Source organism: Bradyrhizobium sp. YR681 (genome assembly GCF_000282615.1).
In the GTDB taxonomy this organism is placed as follows: Bacteria; Pseudomonadota; Alphaproteobacteria; order Rhizobiales; family Xanthobacteraceae; genus Bradyrhizobium.
Genome location: NZ_AKIY01000015.1, coordinates 18052 through 32981, shown reverse-complemented (window position 1 = coordinate 32981; position 14930 = coordinate 18052). Strand labels below are relative to the sequence as shown.

17 protein-coding genes are annotated in these 14930 nt (G+C 64.3%); 6 read left to right on the top strand and 11 right to left on the bottom strand.

The features are described 5' to 3' along the window. Positions 1-931, top strand: a 931-nt coding sequence (locus PMI42_RS02050; protein WP_008130106.1) for an AAA family ATPase, incomplete at its 5' end; no start/stop codon positions are given. Between the two features lie 105 nt (positions 932-1036). Here PMI42_RS02050 and PMI42_RS02045 read toward each other — a convergent pair. The 7 genes from PMI42_RS02045 to PMI42_RS02020 form a co-directional block, all read right to left on the bottom strand. Beyond that, positions 1037-1501, bottom strand: a complete 465-nt coding sequence (locus PMI42_RS02045) for a hypothetical protein (RefSeq protein ID WP_008130105.1) — start codon at positions 1499-1501, stop codon at positions 1037-1039. 113 nt (positions 1502-1614) lie between these two features. Beyond that, positions 1615-3036 carry an MFS transporter gene (locus PMI42_RS02040; protein ID WP_008130104.1) on the bottom strand — a complete coding sequence of 474 codons (1422 nt, stop codon included), beginning with the start codon at positions 3034-3036 and terminating at the stop codon, positions 1615-1617. A gap of 112 nt (positions 3037-3148) precedes the next feature. Continuing rightward, positions 3149-3310, bottom strand: coding sequence for a hypothetical protein (locus PMI42_RS39895; protein ID WP_008130103.1), 162 nt, complete (start codon positions 3308-3310; stop codon positions 3149-3151). Positions 3311-3377: 67 nt separating this feature from the next. Beyond that, positions 3378-3776 carry a hypothetical protein gene (locus PMI42_RS02035; protein WP_008130102.1) on the bottom strand — a complete coding sequence of 133 codons (399 nt, stop codon included), beginning with the start codon at positions 3774-3776 and terminating at the stop codon, positions 3378-3380. Between the two features lie 15 nt (positions 3777-3791). Then, on the bottom strand, positions 3792-4415 hold the full coding sequence (locus PMI42_RS02030; RefSeq protein ID WP_008130101.1) for a flavin reductase family protein: 624 nt from the start codon (positions 4413-4415) through the stop codon (positions 3792-3794). A 38-nt stretch (positions 4416-4453) separates the two neighbouring features. Next, on the bottom strand, positions 4454-5170 hold the full coding sequence (locus PMI42_RS02025) for a hypothetical protein (protein WP_008130100.1): 717 nt from the start codon (positions 5168-5170) through the stop codon (positions 4454-4456). A gap of 89 nt (positions 5171-5259) precedes the next feature. Next, a complete protein-coding gene (locus PMI42_RS02020) occupies positions 5260-5553 on the bottom strand; it encodes a hypothetical protein (protein WP_008130099.1) in 294 nt (97 codons plus the stop codon). A gap of 275 nt (positions 5554-5828) precedes the next feature. Between PMI42_RS02020 and PMI42_RS02015 the strand changes: the two genes are divergently transcribed. After that, a complete protein-coding gene (locus PMI42_RS02015; RefSeq protein WP_008130098.1) occupies positions 5829-6782 on the top strand; it encodes a GlxA family transcriptional regulator in 954 nt (317 codons plus the stop codon). A 9-nt stretch (positions 6783-6791) separates the two neighbouring features. On the opposite strand, the gene PMI42_RS02010 is transcribed toward PMI42_RS02015, so the two are convergent. Then, on the bottom strand, positions 6792-7817 hold the full coding sequence (locus PMI42_RS02010; RefSeq protein WP_008130097.1) for an aldo/keto reductase: 1026 nt from the start codon (positions 7815-7817) through the stop codon (positions 6792-6794). 124 nt (positions 7818-7941) lie between these two features. Next, on the bottom strand, positions 7942-8847 hold the full coding sequence (locus tag PMI42_RS02005) for a LysR substrate-binding domain-containing protein (protein WP_008130096.1): 906 nt from the start codon (positions 8845-8847) through the stop codon (positions 7942-7944). Positions 8848-9073: 226 nt separating this feature from the next. Here PMI42_RS02005 and PMI42_RS02000 point away from each other — a divergent pair, with 226 nt between their 5' ends. Together PMI42_RS02000 and PMI42_RS01995 are read left to right on the top strand one after the other, a co-directional pair. Beyond that, positions 9074-10396 (top strand): aspartate aminotransferase family protein, encoded by a 1323-nt coding sequence (locus PMI42_RS02000; RefSeq protein WP_008130094.1) that lies wholly within the window; start codon positions 9074-9076, stop codon positions 10394-10396. 19 nt (positions 10397-10415) lie between these two features. Then, positions 10416-11318 carry a transporter substrate-binding domain-containing protein gene (locus tag PMI42_RS01995; RefSeq protein WP_008130092.1) on the top strand — a complete coding sequence of 301 codons (903 nt, stop codon included), beginning with the start codon at positions 10416-10418 and terminating at the stop codon, positions 11316-11318. Here PMI42_RS01995 and PMI42_RS01990 read toward each other — a convergent pair. Together PMI42_RS01990 and PMI42_RS01985 are read right to left on the bottom strand one after the other, a co-directional pair. Next, positions 11315-11512, bottom strand: coding sequence for a hypothetical protein (locus tag PMI42_RS01990; protein ID WP_162137396.1), 198 nt, complete (start codon positions 11510-11512; stop codon positions 11315-11317). The genes PMI42_RS01995 and PMI42_RS01990 overlap by 4 nt on opposite strands. Before the next feature lie 128 nt (positions 11513-11640). Then, positions 11641-12597, bottom strand: a complete 957-nt coding sequence (locus tag PMI42_RS01985; protein ID WP_008130088.1) for an AraC-like ligand-binding domain-containing protein — start codon at positions 12595-12597, stop codon at positions 11641-11643. 197 nt (positions 12598-12794) lie between these two features. On the opposite strand from PMI42_RS01985, the gene PMI42_RS01980 reads away from it, so the two are divergent. After that, positions 12795-13811, top strand: coding sequence for a carbon-nitrogen hydrolase family protein (locus PMI42_RS01980; RefSeq protein WP_008130087.1), 1017 nt, complete (start codon positions 12795-12797; stop codon positions 13809-13811). 27 nt (positions 13812-13838) lie between these two features. Beyond that, positions 13839-14879 carry a phenylacetaldoxime dehydratase family protein gene (locus PMI42_RS01975; RefSeq protein WP_008130086.1) on the top strand — a complete coding sequence of 347 codons (1041 nt, stop codon included), beginning with the start codon at positions 13839-13841 and terminating at the stop codon, positions 14877-14879. Positions 14880-14930: the final 51 nt, after the last annotated feature.

Genomic DNA, 14930 nt, shown 5'->3' with positions numbered 1-14930 from the left:
GGAAAAGCCGATCGGCTGCTATTTGTTCTCGGGTCCCACCGGCGTCGGCAAGACCGAAGTTGCAAAGCAGCTCGCGGCCTCGCTCGGCGTCGAGTTGCTGCGCTTCGACATGTCCGAATACATGGAGCGGCACACCGTGTCGCGCCTGATCGGCGCGCCTCCCGGCTATGTCGGCTTCGACCAGGGCGGCCTGCTCACCGACGGCGTCGACCAGCATCCGCATTGCGTGGTGCTGCTCGACGAAATCGAGAAGGCGCATCCCGATCTCTACAACGTGCTGCTCCAGATCATGGATCACGGCCGGCTCACCGACCACAACGGCAAGCAGGTCAATTTCCGCAACGTGATCCTGATCATGACCACGAATGCGGGTGCTTCGGATCTCGCCAAGCAGGCGTTCGGCTTCACGCGCTCGAAGCGGGAAGGCGACGACCACGAGGCGATCAACCGGCAGTTCGCGCCGGAGTTCCGCAACCGCCTCGATGCCATCGTCTCGTTCGGTCATCTCAGCGTCGAGGTGATCGGCACCGTGGTCGAGAAGTTCGTGCTTCAGCTCGAGGCGCAGCTCGGCGACCGCGACGTCACCATCGAGCTGTCCGAGCCCGCCAAGACCTGGCTGGTCCAGCATGGTTACGACGAGCAGATGGGCGCACGTCCCATGGCTCGCGTGATCCAGGAGCACATCAAGAAGCCGCTGGCTGACGAGGTGCTGTTCGGCAAGCTGAAGAGCGGCGGTCACGTCCGCGTCGTCCTGGTCAAGGACGAGGCTGACGAGACCAAGGAGAAGATCGGCTTCGAGTTCGTCGAGGGCCCGGTCACGCCGAAGCAGGAAAAGCTGCCTGCCCGCAAGCGTCCGCCGGGCAAGCCCAAGCCGGGCGGCCCCGGCGGCTCCAAGGGGCCGACCTCGAAGGGCCCGCTGGTCAAGGCTTGATCGACGAGTGATGAATTGAAAAGGCCGGCTGAAGAGCCGGCCTTTTTGTTTGCCTAGAGCAGTGACTTCAGGAGGCGCGTTAGCGAGGCCGTCCTGCAATCGCTCTTACTTCTCTTCCGTAGGTGACGGTGCGGCCGCAGCCGTTGGAGCAGGCGGCGCGGCCTTTGGCTTTGCCTTTGGTCTCTTCGGGCTCTCCGCAAGCACCTTGTCCGGCTCTCCATTGTTGTCCCCACAACGGCGCTGCTCCGCGAGCGCGCCCAAGTATTGCTGACGCGCCTGAAGCGCTTGTATTTCGGTGTCTGCCGTTCCCTGAAAGTCCATGCCGAACCAAAGAACCGGCACGACCAAACCGGCAACTCCCGCGGCGACATTCTGAGCCACCTTCAGGCCCTTGTCGGAAGCGAGCTGTTGGACCTTGGCGTTGTTGGTTTGGACTTCGCTGGTGATCGCTGCGCAGTCCATATAACGGTCCTGAGGCTGCACCACGGAAACAGGAGCCGGCGCGCGGCCCGCACATCCACTCGCGACCGCAGCCACGGCGCAAAGCGCCACAACCTTAAAATAGCTCATAAAATATCCCCCAGCCTTGGTTGCAATGAACCGCAACCAAAGCGCGAGCGCAATACGTCTTGGGGTGGGAGGGTAAAACTACGGATTGTATCAACCCGGACAGTATCTCCCGCTCAATCGCCGCGCAGACGCTGATCGTCCTGGACCCGGACATGCTCGGCGCCGCGTGCGCCCGCCGGTGACAGCCGCAGCATGCTCAGCACCGCGCCGCAGAGCGCGAACCCGACGCCGGTGAGCAGCGCGATCCTGGTTCCTTCGATCGGATAGCGGCCGAGGAACAGCGCCACCAGCGCCGCACCCGTGGTCTGGCCGAGCAGCCGCGCCGTGCCCAGCATACCGCTGGCACCGCCGGCGCGCTCGCGCGGGGCGGCTGCGATCATGGTGCGGTTGTTGGGGGTCTGGAACAGGCCGAAGCCGGCGCCGGCGAGCGCCATCCGCCAGATCACGTCGAGCGACGTGGGCGCGGCAGGCAGGAGGGCGAGTGCGCCGAGGCCGCAGGCGAACAGCGTGAGCCCGATGCCGCCGAGCAGGCCGGCCGGATAATGCTCGACCAGCCGGCCGGCAAGGGGAGCTGCGAAGGCGACCGCGATCGGCCACGGTGTGATCAACAGGCCCATATGCACGGCCGAATAGCCGAACCGGCTCTGGAGGTAGAACGGGATCGCGACGAAGGCCAGCATCTGCGCGCAGAACGAGGCGATCGAGGTTGCGATCGACAATGCGAACACCGGGATGCGCAGCAGGTCGACCGGCAGCAGCGGCGAGGTCATGTGGGTTTCGCGGTAGATCAGCAGCGCGCCCGCGACGATGGCGACGGCGAACTGGACGAGACACGTGAGCGCGGCCTCGCCGTGGCCGACGCTGTCGATCGCCGCGATGCCGACGCCGAAGGTAATCGCGGAGAGTCCTGCGCTCTGCCAGTCGAACGAATGGCTCGCAGGCTTGGTGTGCGGCAGGCTGCGCAGGCCGAGCAGCAGCGTCACCACGCCAAGCGGCACGTTGATGGCGAACAGCCAGGGCCAGCTTCCGACCGCGAGGATCCCGGCCGCGAGTGTCGGGCCGACCGCGGCGGAGAAGGCGACGACCAGCGCGTTGAGTCCGATGCCGCGGCCGAGCCGGCTGCGCGGATAGGTGAAGCGCACCAGCGCCGAGTTGACGCTCATGATGCCGGCGGCGCCAAAGCCCTGGACGATGCGTGCGACCGTCAGCAGCGGCAGCGTATCGGCCAGCGCGCAGAAGGCCGATGCGAGCGTGAACAGCACGAGGCCGACCAGATAGACGCGGCGATAGCCGACGATCTCGCCGAGCGAGGCCAGCGGCAGCAGCGAGATCGTGATCGCGAGCTGGTAGCCGTTGACGATCCAGATCGAGAAGGCGGGGCTGGCGTCGAGGTCGGCCGCGATCGTCGGCAGCGCCACATTGGCGATGGCGCTGTCGACCACCGCCATGATGATGCCGAGCGCAATGGTCAGCACAGCCTGGTTGCGCTGCGGCTGCGGCAGGCCGTCGGCATGCACTGTTGGAGCGGACGACATGGTGGAGGCGCGCTTGATTCGAGCCGTTTTCATCCCCGGATTAGGAAATTGGAGGATGGATCGCAACCCGGCAGGACACGGAGTGTTCCCGCGCCGCAGAACCGCCGTCGTCTTACCAGCGCGCTGTCGACTTTCCGAAGACGTAGAGCGCAATGAGCCCGAGCGTCACCGCCGTCGACACGATCAGGACGGTGCGATCCCGGTCGATCCGGGTCCGCTCGGCGCGGTTCAGGTTGAGGGCCGTGAGCAGGGCCTTCATGGCAAATCGTCGCATCGGCGGCCTCGCGAGGGCCGCAGGATGCCACGGCCGACGCAAGCGGGCTTGATGCAGCTCAAGCCGTTCAGGGCGAGCCCGGTGCCATGCCCTGCAATTGCCGAAGTGGATTGAGCGGGGCCAGCGGAATCAGCTCGAAGCTCATGAGATGGGCTTGCCCCAACGGCAGCTTCTCAAGCATCTCGTGCGCCGTTGCCGGGTCCGTGACGTTCAGGATGAATGCCACACCCGGGCGTCCCTGGAGGGAGTACCATTGGTCGATCTTGCCATCCAGGTAGAGGTTCACCGTCTCCCGGACTTCCGTAGGCAGGATCGCGCGGGCCGCGGGAAGATCGACGCCGGGATTCAACGTGCCGATTGCTAGGATCCGCGTGGTGGGCGTCGGCGAAGTTGTGGATTGCGCATGGCCGGTTTCCGAACTCATCAGGCACGGGATCAGCGAGATGGCAGCGAGAGCTTTCTTCATGAGAAGTCCTCCCATTCAGACCTTTTGTTTGGCGAGAAGCGTCTGGCCGAGTGCGGCGCTCGGCTCGAACTTGTCGCGTGTGCGTGTGTAAAGGGCGCCTTCCATGCGGCCGATCAGATCCAGCTTCGCTGCGTCGATGTAGAGGCGATCGGCATCCAGCACCGCTTCGTCCCGTACGTGCAGCATGACGATGCGGCCGAGGATCAGGCTGAAATTGCCGAGGCGGATCTCCTGCATGAACTTGCACTCGAAGGCGACGGGGCTGTCATCGATCCGCGGCGGCGTAACGCGGACGCTTGGCAGGCCGACTGCGTCGATCTCTCTGACGTCAGGCGGAAATGGCATCGAGCTGGCACGCATCTCTTCTGCCACGGCGAACGGCACGAGGTTGACGACAAACTCCTCCGTCGCGCGGATATTCAGGCCGGTGTCCTTGGGTTGCGTCGGCGAATTGCGGCCGACGCCAATGCCGACCGTCGGCGGTTCGGTTCCGAACACGTTGAAGAAGGAAAAGGGTGCGGCATTCACCAGGCCATTGCGATCCTGCGTCGTAACCCACGCGATGGGACGCGGCAGTACCGTGGCCAGCATCAGCTTGTACCTCATGTCCTCACCGAGGCTGTCGAAATCGAACTGCATGATGTGTTCTCAAGCTCCTGTTCAGGTGCGCGGTACGGTCAAGCAGAGATGAGATTGATGTCGCGGAAATCGGCTGTGATAACCGCGAGGTCCTTCTGCGGCGTCAGGTCGGGCGCGCGCAGAAAGACACGGCGGCGCGTCGGAAAGACGATGCCATCGAATTCGCGATGGTCGTAGAGATAGTGAGCGACCTTTGCACCGCCGGAGACTTCGACGGAGTAATCCTGTCTCCGGATCATCCCTGCGGCGTCGAAATAGAGCGTCTGCTCCGTGGAGTGTGTGACGTAGGATTTTGGAAAGCTCACCTTGAGCGAGCGCCAGGTTTCGCCGTCTTCTAGCCACGGACGAACCTCCTCGCACCTGATGCCGTGTCTCAAAAGAGAGAAGGGCACGGTCAGGTACATCCAGATTGCGTAACCAGCGAAATAGGCGAGCTGAGTCGCGCTCCAGGGCCGGCCCTCGAACGAGTTCCGAGGATCGTTCAGCTCTTCCAGCGGCGCGCCGTCGCTGGATTCAACGGCGGTGCGATGGGGTTCAAAAATGCCACGGCGTCCCGCCATGAGGAACGGCTCGAAGACCGTTCTCTGCGTGCGCGTGTCGATCGTGACGCGCGTCGGCATCCTTGTGAAGGCTTCTTGACCCCTCTGTTCGAATGCCGGTCCGCCGGCTGTGAACGTCGCGGAGATCTGCCGCAGTTCGCCCCATCGTTCGAGTCCACCATGCGCGTCGATGGACTGTTTGATCACGTCGTGCATGTGCGTGCCGTCCTCTGGAGGTGTCACCGCGTCGCCGCCGAATGAAGGCGGCGACGCAGGCTGTGTTTGAGATTTGTAAAGCCAGCTGGTCACTTGCCCTGGATGAGTAGACCGAGCGGGGCGAGGGGGCCGACCTGCATGAAGTCGTATTTGGCAAAGCCGCCGGTCACGAGCGGCAGCGCTTCGACCGCCGTCCTGGCTTGTTCGACGGACTCCACGTTCATCAGGAAGATCACCCCCGGTGCGTCCTGGCGGTACCAGAACTGCTCGATCTTGCCGTCGAGATAGAGCTTGAGGGTGGCGGGCACCTCGTTCGGCATGATCTGCTGGCGCTGCTCCGGCGAGAGCGGCTTGGTGATCGATGCGACGGCCATGACTTTCATGAGTAATCTCCTTCTGCGTCGGGACACGCGGCGAGGATCAGACCAGTCCGATCCATAAGAGGGGCTGCAGAGGCGCAAATGACAATTTTGGTGTCATTGGCGTCACGGTCGACCTGGCGGCTAAATACCCGGAAAGCGGCACTGAATCTGCTCGAAACAGCTTGATTTTCGCGCTTTGCCAATTCGCTCCGTTGCGATCTTCCGTGCAGAGCTTGTAGCCCGCGGACAAAGATCCTGGTATTGTCGTAATTGCCAACTTTGAGGTCATTTACGCCATGCGGATCACGATCCTCGCCCTCGACGGCTTGTTCGACACCGGGCTCACCGCGATGCTCGATGCATTCACGCTCGCGAATAAATTCTCATCCGGGTCGATCCGTTTCGATCTCTCGATCGTGGGCCTGCGGCGGCGGGTACGAACCGGGCAGGGCCTGCTGATACCCACCCAACCCGTATCGCCGGATTTGAAGCCCGAATGGGTTATCGTGCCCGCGTTGAATACGGGACGGCCGGAGCCGCTGATCGCCGCGCTCCAGCGCCGGGATGTCATTCAGGCCCAGGCCCAGCTCCGGAAGTGGCGTGGCGGAGGCGCCCAGATCGCGGCATCCTGCATTGGCACGTTCCTACTCGCGGAGGCGGGTTTGCTCGATCATCGCGAGGCGACGACAACATGGTGGCTCGCGCCGCTGTTTCGGCAGCGCTACCCGAACGTCAGGCTCGATGAATCCCGGATGCTCGTGCCCACGGACGTGGGTGTTACGGCAGGCGCGGCGCTCGGGCATCTCGATCTCGCGCTTTGGCTGATCCGCAAGACCAGTCCGGAATTGGCGGCGCTGGTTTCGCGTTATCTGCTTGCCGACATCCGCTCCTCGCAGGCGCCCTACATCATTCCCAATCATCTGGCGCAGGCTGATCCGCTGATCCTCCGTTTCGAGCGGTGGGCGCGCGACCACCTCAGGGAAGGGTTTTCGCTGCAGAAGGCCGCGGGCGCACTGGCGACGAGTGCACGCACCCTGCAGCGCCGCTGCGAGGCGGTGCTTGGTAAATCGCCGCTTTCCTATTTCCAGGATTTGCGCGTCGAGCGGGCCCAATCGCTGCTTCACGGCAGCGGCCTCGACCTCGATGCCATCGCCGCCGAGGTCGGCTATGTCGACGGAGCGACATTACGCACGCTGCTGCGCGAGCGGCTGGGGCGGGGCGTGCGCGAGCTTCGCGCCAACCTGCGATAGGAGCGCGCCCTACACCGCGGGCGGGTTGCGGTCGGTGAAGGTCGTGCGCTGGTGCCAATAGGGATAGGGCAGCGTCACCTTGCTGGCGGCGTCGAGCCTGGAGACCTGGTCCTTGGTCAATGACCAGCCGACCGCGCCGAGATTTTCGCGCAGCTGGGCCTCGTTGCGCGCGCCGATGATCAGTGTCGAGACCGTCGGGCGTTGCAGCAACCAGTTCAGCGCGATCTGCGACACGCTCTTGCCTGTCTCCTTGGCGACCTCGTCGATCGCGTCGACCACACGATAGACGTGCTCGTCCGGCACCGGCGGGCCGAAATCAGCGGTCTTGGGCAGGCGGCTGACTTCGGGCTTGGGCTGGCCGCGGCGGATCTTGCCAGTGAGGCGCCCCCATCCGAGCGGCGACCAGACCACCGCGCCGAGGCCCTGGTCGAGGCCGAGCGGCATCAGCTCCCATTCGTAGTCGCGCCCTACAAGCGAATAATAGGTCTGGTTGGCGACGTAGCGCGGAAAGCCGTGCTTGTCGGCAACCAAGAGCGACTTCATCAGGTGCCAGCCCGAAAAATTCGACACGCCGACATAGCGGATCTTGCCGGCGCGCACGAGCATGTCGAGGGTGGACAGCACCTCTTCGGGCGGCGTGAAGGCGTCAAAACCATGGAGCTGGAACAGGTCGATGTAGTCGGTGCCCAGCCGGCTCAGCGAGCCATCGATCGCCGCGAGCAGATGCTGCCGCGACGAGCCGATGTCGTTCGGGCCGTCGCCGAAGCGGAACGTCGCCTTGGTCGAGACCAGCACCTTGTCGCGGCGGCCCTTGATGGCCTCGCCGAGCACGCGCTCGGACTCGCCGAGCGAATAGACGTCGGCGGTGTCGAACATCGACACGCCGGCCTCGAGGCAGATGTCGAGAAGCCGCCGCGCTTCGGTCGCGTCCGTCGTGCCCCACGCAGCCAGGCGGCCGACGCCGCCGAACGTACCCGTTCCCAGGCTTAAAGCAGGCACCATCAGGCCGGACCGGCCCAAGCGTCGGTATTCCATCGGTATGCTCCTCGGCTGGCCGCTGGTTTGATCGGTGCGGCCTTTGAGCCGAAATTAGCGCAAGCAGGCGCCTCACACCATTGCGCGCGCACATGGCGGCTCTGCTTTGCGCGGTTCGTATTTGCTAGATCACGCTTGTCGTTTGCAAGTTCGCCGCCGATATCTTCGCGCGCAGCCAGGCCTCGAACGCGCTGACATGGCTGCGCCCTTTCGCCTCGGCAGATCGCACGAGATAGTAGGAGACCGTCTCCACCTCGAATTCAGGCTGGCGGAACGGCGCGACCAGCGTGCCCTTGTCCAGCTCCTCGGCAGCGAGGATCTCGCTTTCCAGAACGACGCCGAGCCCCTCGACGGCCGCGTCGATCGCCATGGTGGAGCGGTCGAACCACAATTCGTGGCGAGCCTTGATGCTCGCTCCGGTGACCTTGCGTAGATAGTCGGTCCAGGTCAGCGCATTCGAGGAATGGATCAGCGTGGCGCGGGCGAGATCGGCGGGATCGCGCAGCTCGAGCTGCTCGATCAGGCGCGGGCTGCAGAGCGGACGCAGCCGCTCGGCCAGCAGCGGCTCGATCTGCCGTCCGTTCAGGACGGGCGGGCGCCCATAGGCAATGGCGAGATCAAAGCGAATGGTCTCGAGATCACGCAGATCGGCGATGGTCGACAGCCTGATCCCGATCTCCGGATGCTGGCCGATGAAATGGCCGATCCGCGGCTGAAGCCATTTGGCGGCAAAGCTCGGACCGCTGGCGATGAACAGATGATCGCGCTGCGATTGCGGCGCCACTAGCCGCGTCGCGCCCATGATCGTTCCGAACGCGCGCTCGATCTCGCCGGCATAGAGGCGGCCGGCATTGGTGAGCACGGCGCGGCCGGCATGCCGGGAGAAGACGCGCAAGCCGAGGAAATCCTCGAGCTTCTGGATGTGATGGCTGATTGCCGAAGGCGTGACCCCGAGCTCCTCGGCAGCGCGGCTGAAGCTGCCGTGACGCGAGGCGGCCTCGAACGCTGACAGCGCCTTGAGCGGCGGCATGCGCGGCCGCTCCGTTGACTCCAGCTCATCGGCTGCTGAGTTTTTTGAACTGGCGCCCATCATGCCTGCCCGGTAAGAATTTCCCTGTTGCACGGGCAAGTTTCGTACCGCGAACGCCCCGACGCAACAGCTTCGTGCCCCAAACCCGATCCGAGACCGGTGAGCGGACTCCGCATCGCTGCGCCGCATAGCCGTGCGGCGGATGTCGCTTGCCTGAGGAGACCACATGACTTCAGCACTAAAACAGGCCGCCGACGAATTCCTGGTCCGGTATGGCGGAGACGTGTTCCCGAACCTCTTCACCTCGGCGAAGGGGACGATCGTCACCGATAGCGACGGGCGCGACTACCTCGATTTCACCTCGGGCCAGATGTGCGCAACGATCGGCCACAACCACCCGGCCATCGTCGCGGCGGTGGAGAGGGCAGGGAAGAAAGCGTTCCATCTCTTCAGTGGGATGATCCCCGAAGTGGTGGCTGAGCTCGCCCAGGTGCTGGCGAAGGATTGGCTGCCGGGCGATCTCAAGCGATCGATCTTCATCAACACCGGTTCGGAAGCGACCGAAGTCGCGCTCCGGATGGCCAAGATGTACACCGGCGGCTATGAGGTGCTCGTCCTCGGCGGTTCCTGGCACGGCATCACTGGCGGCGCCGCCTCGGTCTCCATGGCGAGCGACCGCAAGGGCTATGGCGTGCCGCCGCCCGGCGTGTTCGTGATCCCCGAGCCGAACGCCTATCGTCCCTATATCGCGAAGGGCAGCGACGAGGAATCCGCGCTCGCCAATCTCGAGCTTGCCCTGAAGATGTTCGACATGCAGTCGAGCGGCCACGGCGCGGCGATCATTGCTGAGCCCGTGATCAGCGCCGGCGGCGTGTTGGTGCCGCCGAAGGCGTTCATGGAAGCGCTGCGCAAGGCCGCCGACGAGCGTGGCATGTTGCTGATCTTCGACGAGGCCCAGACCGCGTTCGGGCGCATCGGCAAGAAGACGGGATCCGAGTATTTCGGCGTTGTCCCTGACATCATGACCATGTCCAAGACGCTCGGCGGTGGGCTTCCGCTTGCGGCGGTGTCGACCACGGAGGCGATCGAGAGCAAGCTGCACGACGATCACTTCACCTATTATACCAGCCACGTCTCCGATCCCCTGCTTGCGGAGGTCGGGCTCGCGGTGCTGCGTGTGATTACCGAAGAGAAGCTCGTCGAACGCGCCAATGTCATGGGCGCCTATCTGCGCGGCCGGTTCGAGGGACTTCAGCAGAAATACGAGCAGATTGGCGACATCAGGGGCATGGGTCTTCTGCTCGGTGTCGAGCTCGTCACCGACCGCAACAGCCGGCGGGCGGCTCATCAGCTCGGCGGACTGACCACGAAAAAGTGCTTCGAGCACGGGCTGAGCATGAACATCCGCCGCCGCCCCGAGCGCGGATCGGTTTGGCGTATCGCGCCGCCGCTCACGGTCTCGACCGAGGAGATCGATCGCGCGGTCGAGATACTCGATCGCGCTTTGCGGGAAAGCCTCGACGAGTTGTCGCGAAATCCCGCTGCTTAAGCACAGTCCGGAGGCTGACATGATCCGCAGACGTTCGTCCCCGCTCGTTGTTGCCGCCGCGTCGCTCGCGCTGTTCCAGCTGCCGGCAGCGCAGGCCGCCAGTCCGACCCTCGACAAGATCAAGGAGATCGGCAAGATCACCTTCGGCTACCGGGAAGCGTCTATTCCGTTCGCTTATCTTGGGTCGGATCAGAAGCCGACAGGTCTCTCACTCGACCTCTGTTCTGCGGTGGCAGACAAGATCAAGACCGCCTTGCGGCGGCCGGAGCTGGGCATCGAATACGTCCCGGTGAATGCGTCCAACCGCATTCCGCTGCTTCAGAACGGCACGATCGACGTCGAGTGCGGCAGCACGACCAATACCGCGGAGCGGCAGAGACAGGTCTCGTTTTCCATCGCGACCTATGTGGCGTCGCCGCGCTGGCTGGTGTCCGCCGCGTCGGGGGTAACGGAGCCGAAAGGTCTCGACGGGCAGACGGTCGTCATCACGCAGGGCTCGCTGAATTTCGCGGTCGCCAAGAAGATCGTCGATGATCAGAAGCTGAATGTAATGATCGTGCAGGCGAAAGACCACGCCGAGTCGCTCCTGATGCTTGGAACAGGCCGCGCGACGGCGTGGTTCGAGGACGATATCCTGATCGCCGGGCTCGTCGCAAACGCGTCCGATCCCAGCACTTTTCGGATGCTGGCAGCGACCTATGCGCCATCCTACTATGGGTTGATGACCCGGAGGGAAGATCCCGAGTTCAAGGCTTTGGTCGATGCCGCGATCAAGGAGAAGATGGTTTCAGGTGCGTTCGACAAACTCTACGCCAAATGGTTCGAGGCGCCGATTCCGCCCAAGGGGCAGAACCTCCAGCTTCCCATGAGCGAGGCGATGAAGGCCCGCGTCGCATCTCCCAGCGATGCCCTCACGCCCTAATCGTGGCGAAGCATGTCGGCGAAGGCGGGATCAGCAACATGCAGATTGCTGCCCGTCTTTGGCTGCTGCTGCACTTCCCTCGCGAAGGAGGGCGTGCAGGCGAGCTCAGTGTTGCGCGCCTGCTGCGGCAGGAGCGTCAGACTCCAGCCCGCCAGCACAAGCACCGCGAGCCGGATCGCGATGATACTCAGCAACAGCTCTGATCCACTTATCGTCGCGTGAGTCCTCATGCGGGCTAACCTGAGGCACGCGAGGTGACAAGACAATCTGGAATGGGCGAGCCTTGCCTTCGTTGCAGACGAAGGCTGGCGAAGATGGCTGCTCAGTGCCGCAGCTGGCTCTGCCTGAAATCGCGCGGCGACATGCCAAAATGCTCGCGGAAGACACGGCCGAAATGCGAGAGGTCGTTGAAGCCCCACGCAAACGCGATCTCGCTGATGTGACGGTGCGCCAGCACGGGCGAAGCAAGGTCGCGCCGGCACTGGGCGAGACGCTCGGCGAGAACGTAGCGCTGGAACGAAATATCCTCGTCGGCAAGGAGATCGTTGACATAGCGCGGCGAGATGCCGAGCGCCGCGGCGGTCTCCGCCAGCGACAGATCGGGATCGGCGAGGTGCGCGCGGATATGGGCCTTCAGCCGGTAGAGCAGGGCGGAGCGGTGGGTTGAGGACGGCAGCGAGGTCTTGCCGAGCCGTTCGCTCAGCGCCATCGCCAGCAGATCGATGGCCTGCTCCGACAAGGCGGAGGCATTGCCGGGTGCGAGCCGGTCCGCGCTCTGACAGAGCCGGAAGATGAAGTCGTAGGCGAGCCGTTCGAGCGGCGCATCGGTGCCGAACGCGATCGCGGTCAGCGTCTCGGTGCCGCCGAGCCGCCGCTGCAACATCTCGCGGGGGACCTTGAAGATGGTCTGGGCAAAACTGTCGTTGAATTTCAGCTCATAGGGACGCGTGGTGTCGTAGAGCGCGAATTCGCCGGGATGGATCACGGTCTCGCGGCCGTCCTGCACCACACCGCCGTCGCCGCGATTGCCGAGTGCGATGAGAACATAGTCCTGGTCCGAGCGCGCGATGCGCGACGGCGTGCGGAACACGTGCTGACGATCGGAGCAGACCTCGGAGCACACCGCCTTGCCAAGCGTGGCCTGCGTGACCGAGCCGTGAAAGGCGCTGCCGAGGTCGGACTTGCAGTCGAGCCCGACGAAGACGTCGCAGACGATATCCTGCCAGAGGGCGAGCCGCCGGTAGCCCGGGCTGCCGTCTGTCGTGAACTGGACTGGCATTGGGGCAGCCTCCCTTTCACATCCCGAAAACCGCATGTTGGCGCAGATCCACCCTGACCGGAGGCAAATCCCATACCGGGCCGGCGAGCCCGCCCGGTCGAGTTTTTGTTCCGCCGTGGTCGAGCGCCCGGCCGTCTTGCTTGGCCAAATAGACTGCATCGGACGTGGCTTCCGATCAACCGGCAATGGAGGCGGCAATGGGCATCGAACATCCGAAATACAAGGTTGCGGTGGTGCAGGCAGCGCCGGCCTGGCTCGATCTCGACGCCTCGATCGACAAGTCGGTCGCGCTGATCAAGGAGGCCGCCGAGAAGGGCGCCAAGCTGATCGCGTTTCCCGAGGCCTTCATCCCCGGCTACCCCTGGCACATCTGGATGGACTCGCCGGCCTGGGCGATCGGCCGCGGCTTCGTGCAGCGCTATTTCGACAATTCGCTGGCCTATGACAGCCCGCAGGCCGAGCGCTTGCGCGATGCCGTGCGCAAGGCGAAGCTGACGGCGGTGATCGGCCTGTCCGAGCGCGACGGCGGCAGCCTTTACCTCGCGCAATGGGTGATCGGGCCCGACGGGGAGACCATCGCAAAACGCCGCAAGCTGCGGCCGACCCATGCCGAGCGCACCGTCTACGGCGAGGGCGACGGCAGCGATCTTGCCGTGCATGCGCGACCCGACATCGGCCGCATCGGCGCGCTGTGCTGCTGGGAGCATCTTCAGCCGCTGTCGAAATACGCGATGTACGCCCAGAACGAGCAGGTGCATGTCGCGGCCTGGCCGAGCTTTTCGCTCTACGATCCCTTCGCGCCGGCGCTCGGCGCCGAGGTGAACAATGCCGCCTCGCGCGTCTATGCGGTCGAAGGCTCGTGCTTCGTGCTCGCGCCGTGCGCGACGGTCTCGCAAGCGATGATCGACGAGCTCTGCGACCGGCCGGACAAGAACGCGCTGCTGCATGTCGGCGGCGGCTTTGCGGCGATCTACGGCCCCGACGGCAGCCAGATCGGCGACAAGCTCGCGCCGGACCAGGAGGGGCTCTTGATTGCCGAGATCGATCTCGGCGCCATCGGCGTTGCCAAGAACGCCGCCGATCCCGCCGGCCACTATTCGCGGCCCGACGTGACGCGGTTGCTGCTCAACAAGAAGCGATACCAGCGGGTCGAACAGTTCGCGCTGCCGGTCGACACGATCGAGCCTGCGGACATCGGCGCGGCTGCGAGCTGAGCGCCGGGATCAAGGGAGGGCGTGGCCATGGAATCCGCAATTCCTCTTCATCTCGAAACCGCGCGCACGCGCCACAAGCGCGTGCCTGATGATTACCAGCCGCCATATCCGTCCTTCGTGGCGCGCTACAAGCCGGCGGTGAGCCGCGTCGTGATGGCCTATTTTGGCGTGCAGTATCGTGGTGCGGCGCCATCGACAGCGACAGACGCATTGAAGGAAATCGCAGGGCTCTTCGCTGTGGAGGGCGGCCCGTCGCATTGGGATCGCGCGCACTATGTTGATCAGGCCGGCTACGAGACCATCGTCACGGTCGCCTATTGGGACGACATCGCACGCTTTGATGGCTGGTTTGCGGAAGCGCGCCACGCCTGGACCGGCAAGTCGCGGGACGGCATCGGCACCTTCATCGAGGTGCTGCGTCCCGCTGTCGCGCGGCATGAAACGCTGTTCTCATCGCTTGGCCGCCCCGAGGGGGTTGCCGTCATTGCGGAGGGCATGAGCGGCGAGGTGCAGGAGCACGCCTATTGGGGCGGCATGCGCGACCGCATTCCGCTGTCGCAGACCGACGCGATGGCGCCCGATGGCGTACCGGAGCTGATCCGCGACGGCGCGCGCCTGCGCATCAAGGCGCATGACAATCTCTGCCTGATCCGCTCCGGGCAGGACTGGAGCGACACCGAGGCTTCCGAGCGAAAGCTCTATCTCGACGACGTCGAGCCGGTGCTGCGCGAGGGCATGGATTTCCTGCGCGACGACGGTCGTGCCATCGGCTGCTATGCCAACCGCTACATGCAGGTGCTCGCGGCCGACGGCGGCGTCAGCGAAAAGTCCTACGGCCAGAGCTGGTGGAAGAGCCTTGCGGCGCTGGAACGCTGGGCGGAATCACATCCCACCCATGTCAGGATTTTCGGCGCGGCGATGAAGTATCTCTCGACGCTCGGGCCGTCGGCAAAACTGCGGCTCTATCACGAGGTCACGGTGGCGGCCGCGGACGAGCAGTTTTTCGAATACCTCAACTGCCACCCGAAAACGGGCATGCTGGCGGCGGTCGAAAAGGTCAGCGCTTAGGCTTGTTGTTTGAGCATGATCTTGTCGGAAAACCGCTGCACACTTTTCCGG

Excerpts from the sequence above, each read along its gene's own strand:
- PMI42_RS02045 (WP_008130105.1), bottom strand. The coding sequence starts at position 1,501 with ATGAGCTATTTTAAGGTTGTGGCGCTTTGCGCCGTGGCTGCGGTCGCG.
- PMI42_RS02040 (WP_008130104.1), bottom strand. The coding sequence starts at position 3,036 with ATGTCGTCCGCTCCAACAGTGCATGCCGACGGCCTGCCGCAGCCGCAG.
- PMI42_RS39895 (WP_008130103.1), bottom strand. The coding sequence starts at position 3,310 with ATGCGACGATTTGCCATGAAGGCCCTGCTCACGGCCCTCAACCTGAAC.
- PMI42_RS02035 (WP_008130102.1), bottom strand. The coding sequence starts at position 3,776 with ATGAAGAAAGCTCTCGCTGCCATCTCGCTGATCCCGTGCCTGATGAGT.
- PMI42_RS02030 (WP_008130101.1), bottom strand. The coding sequence starts at position 4,415 with ATGCAGTTCGATTTCGACAGCCTCGGTGAGGACATGAGGTACAAGCTG.
- PMI42_RS02025 (WP_008130100.1), bottom strand. The coding sequence starts at position 5,170 with ATGCACGACGTGATCAAACAGTCCATCGACGCGCATGGTGGACTCGAA.
- PMI42_RS02020 (WP_008130099.1), bottom strand. The coding sequence starts at position 5,553 with ATGAAAGTCATGGCCGTCGCATCGATCACCAAGCCGCTCTCGCCGGAG.
- PMI42_RS02015 (WP_008130098.1), top strand. The coding sequence starts at position 5,829 with ATGCGGATCACGATCCTCGCCCTCGACGGCTTGTTCGACACCGGGCTC.
- PMI42_RS02010 (WP_008130097.1), bottom strand. The coding sequence starts at position 7,817 with ATGGAATACCGACGCTTGGGCCGGTCCGGCCTGATGGTGCCTGCTTTA.
- PMI42_RS02005 (WP_008130096.1), bottom strand. The coding sequence starts at position 8,847 with ATGCCGCCGCTCAAGGCGCTGTCAGCGTTCGAGGCCGCCTCGCGTCAC.
- PMI42_RS02000 (WP_008130094.1), top strand. The coding sequence starts at position 9,074 with ATGACTTCAGCACTAAAACAGGCCGCCGACGAATTCCTGGTCCGGTAT.
- PMI42_RS01995 (WP_008130092.1), top strand. The coding sequence starts at position 10,416 with ATGATCCGCAGACGTTCGTCCCCGCTCGTTGTTGCCGCCGCGTCGCTC.
- PMI42_RS01985 (WP_008130088.1), bottom strand. The coding sequence starts at position 12,597 with ATGCCAGTCCAGTTCACGACAGACGGCAGCCCGGGCTACCGGCGGCTC.
- PMI42_RS01980 (WP_008130087.1), top strand. The coding sequence starts at position 12,795 with ATGGGCATCGAACATCCGAAATACAAGGTTGCGGTGGTGCAGGCAGCG.
- PMI42_RS01975 (WP_008130086.1), top strand. The coding sequence starts at position 13,839 with ATGGAATCCGCAATTCCTCTTCATCTCGAAACCGCGCGCACGCGCCAC.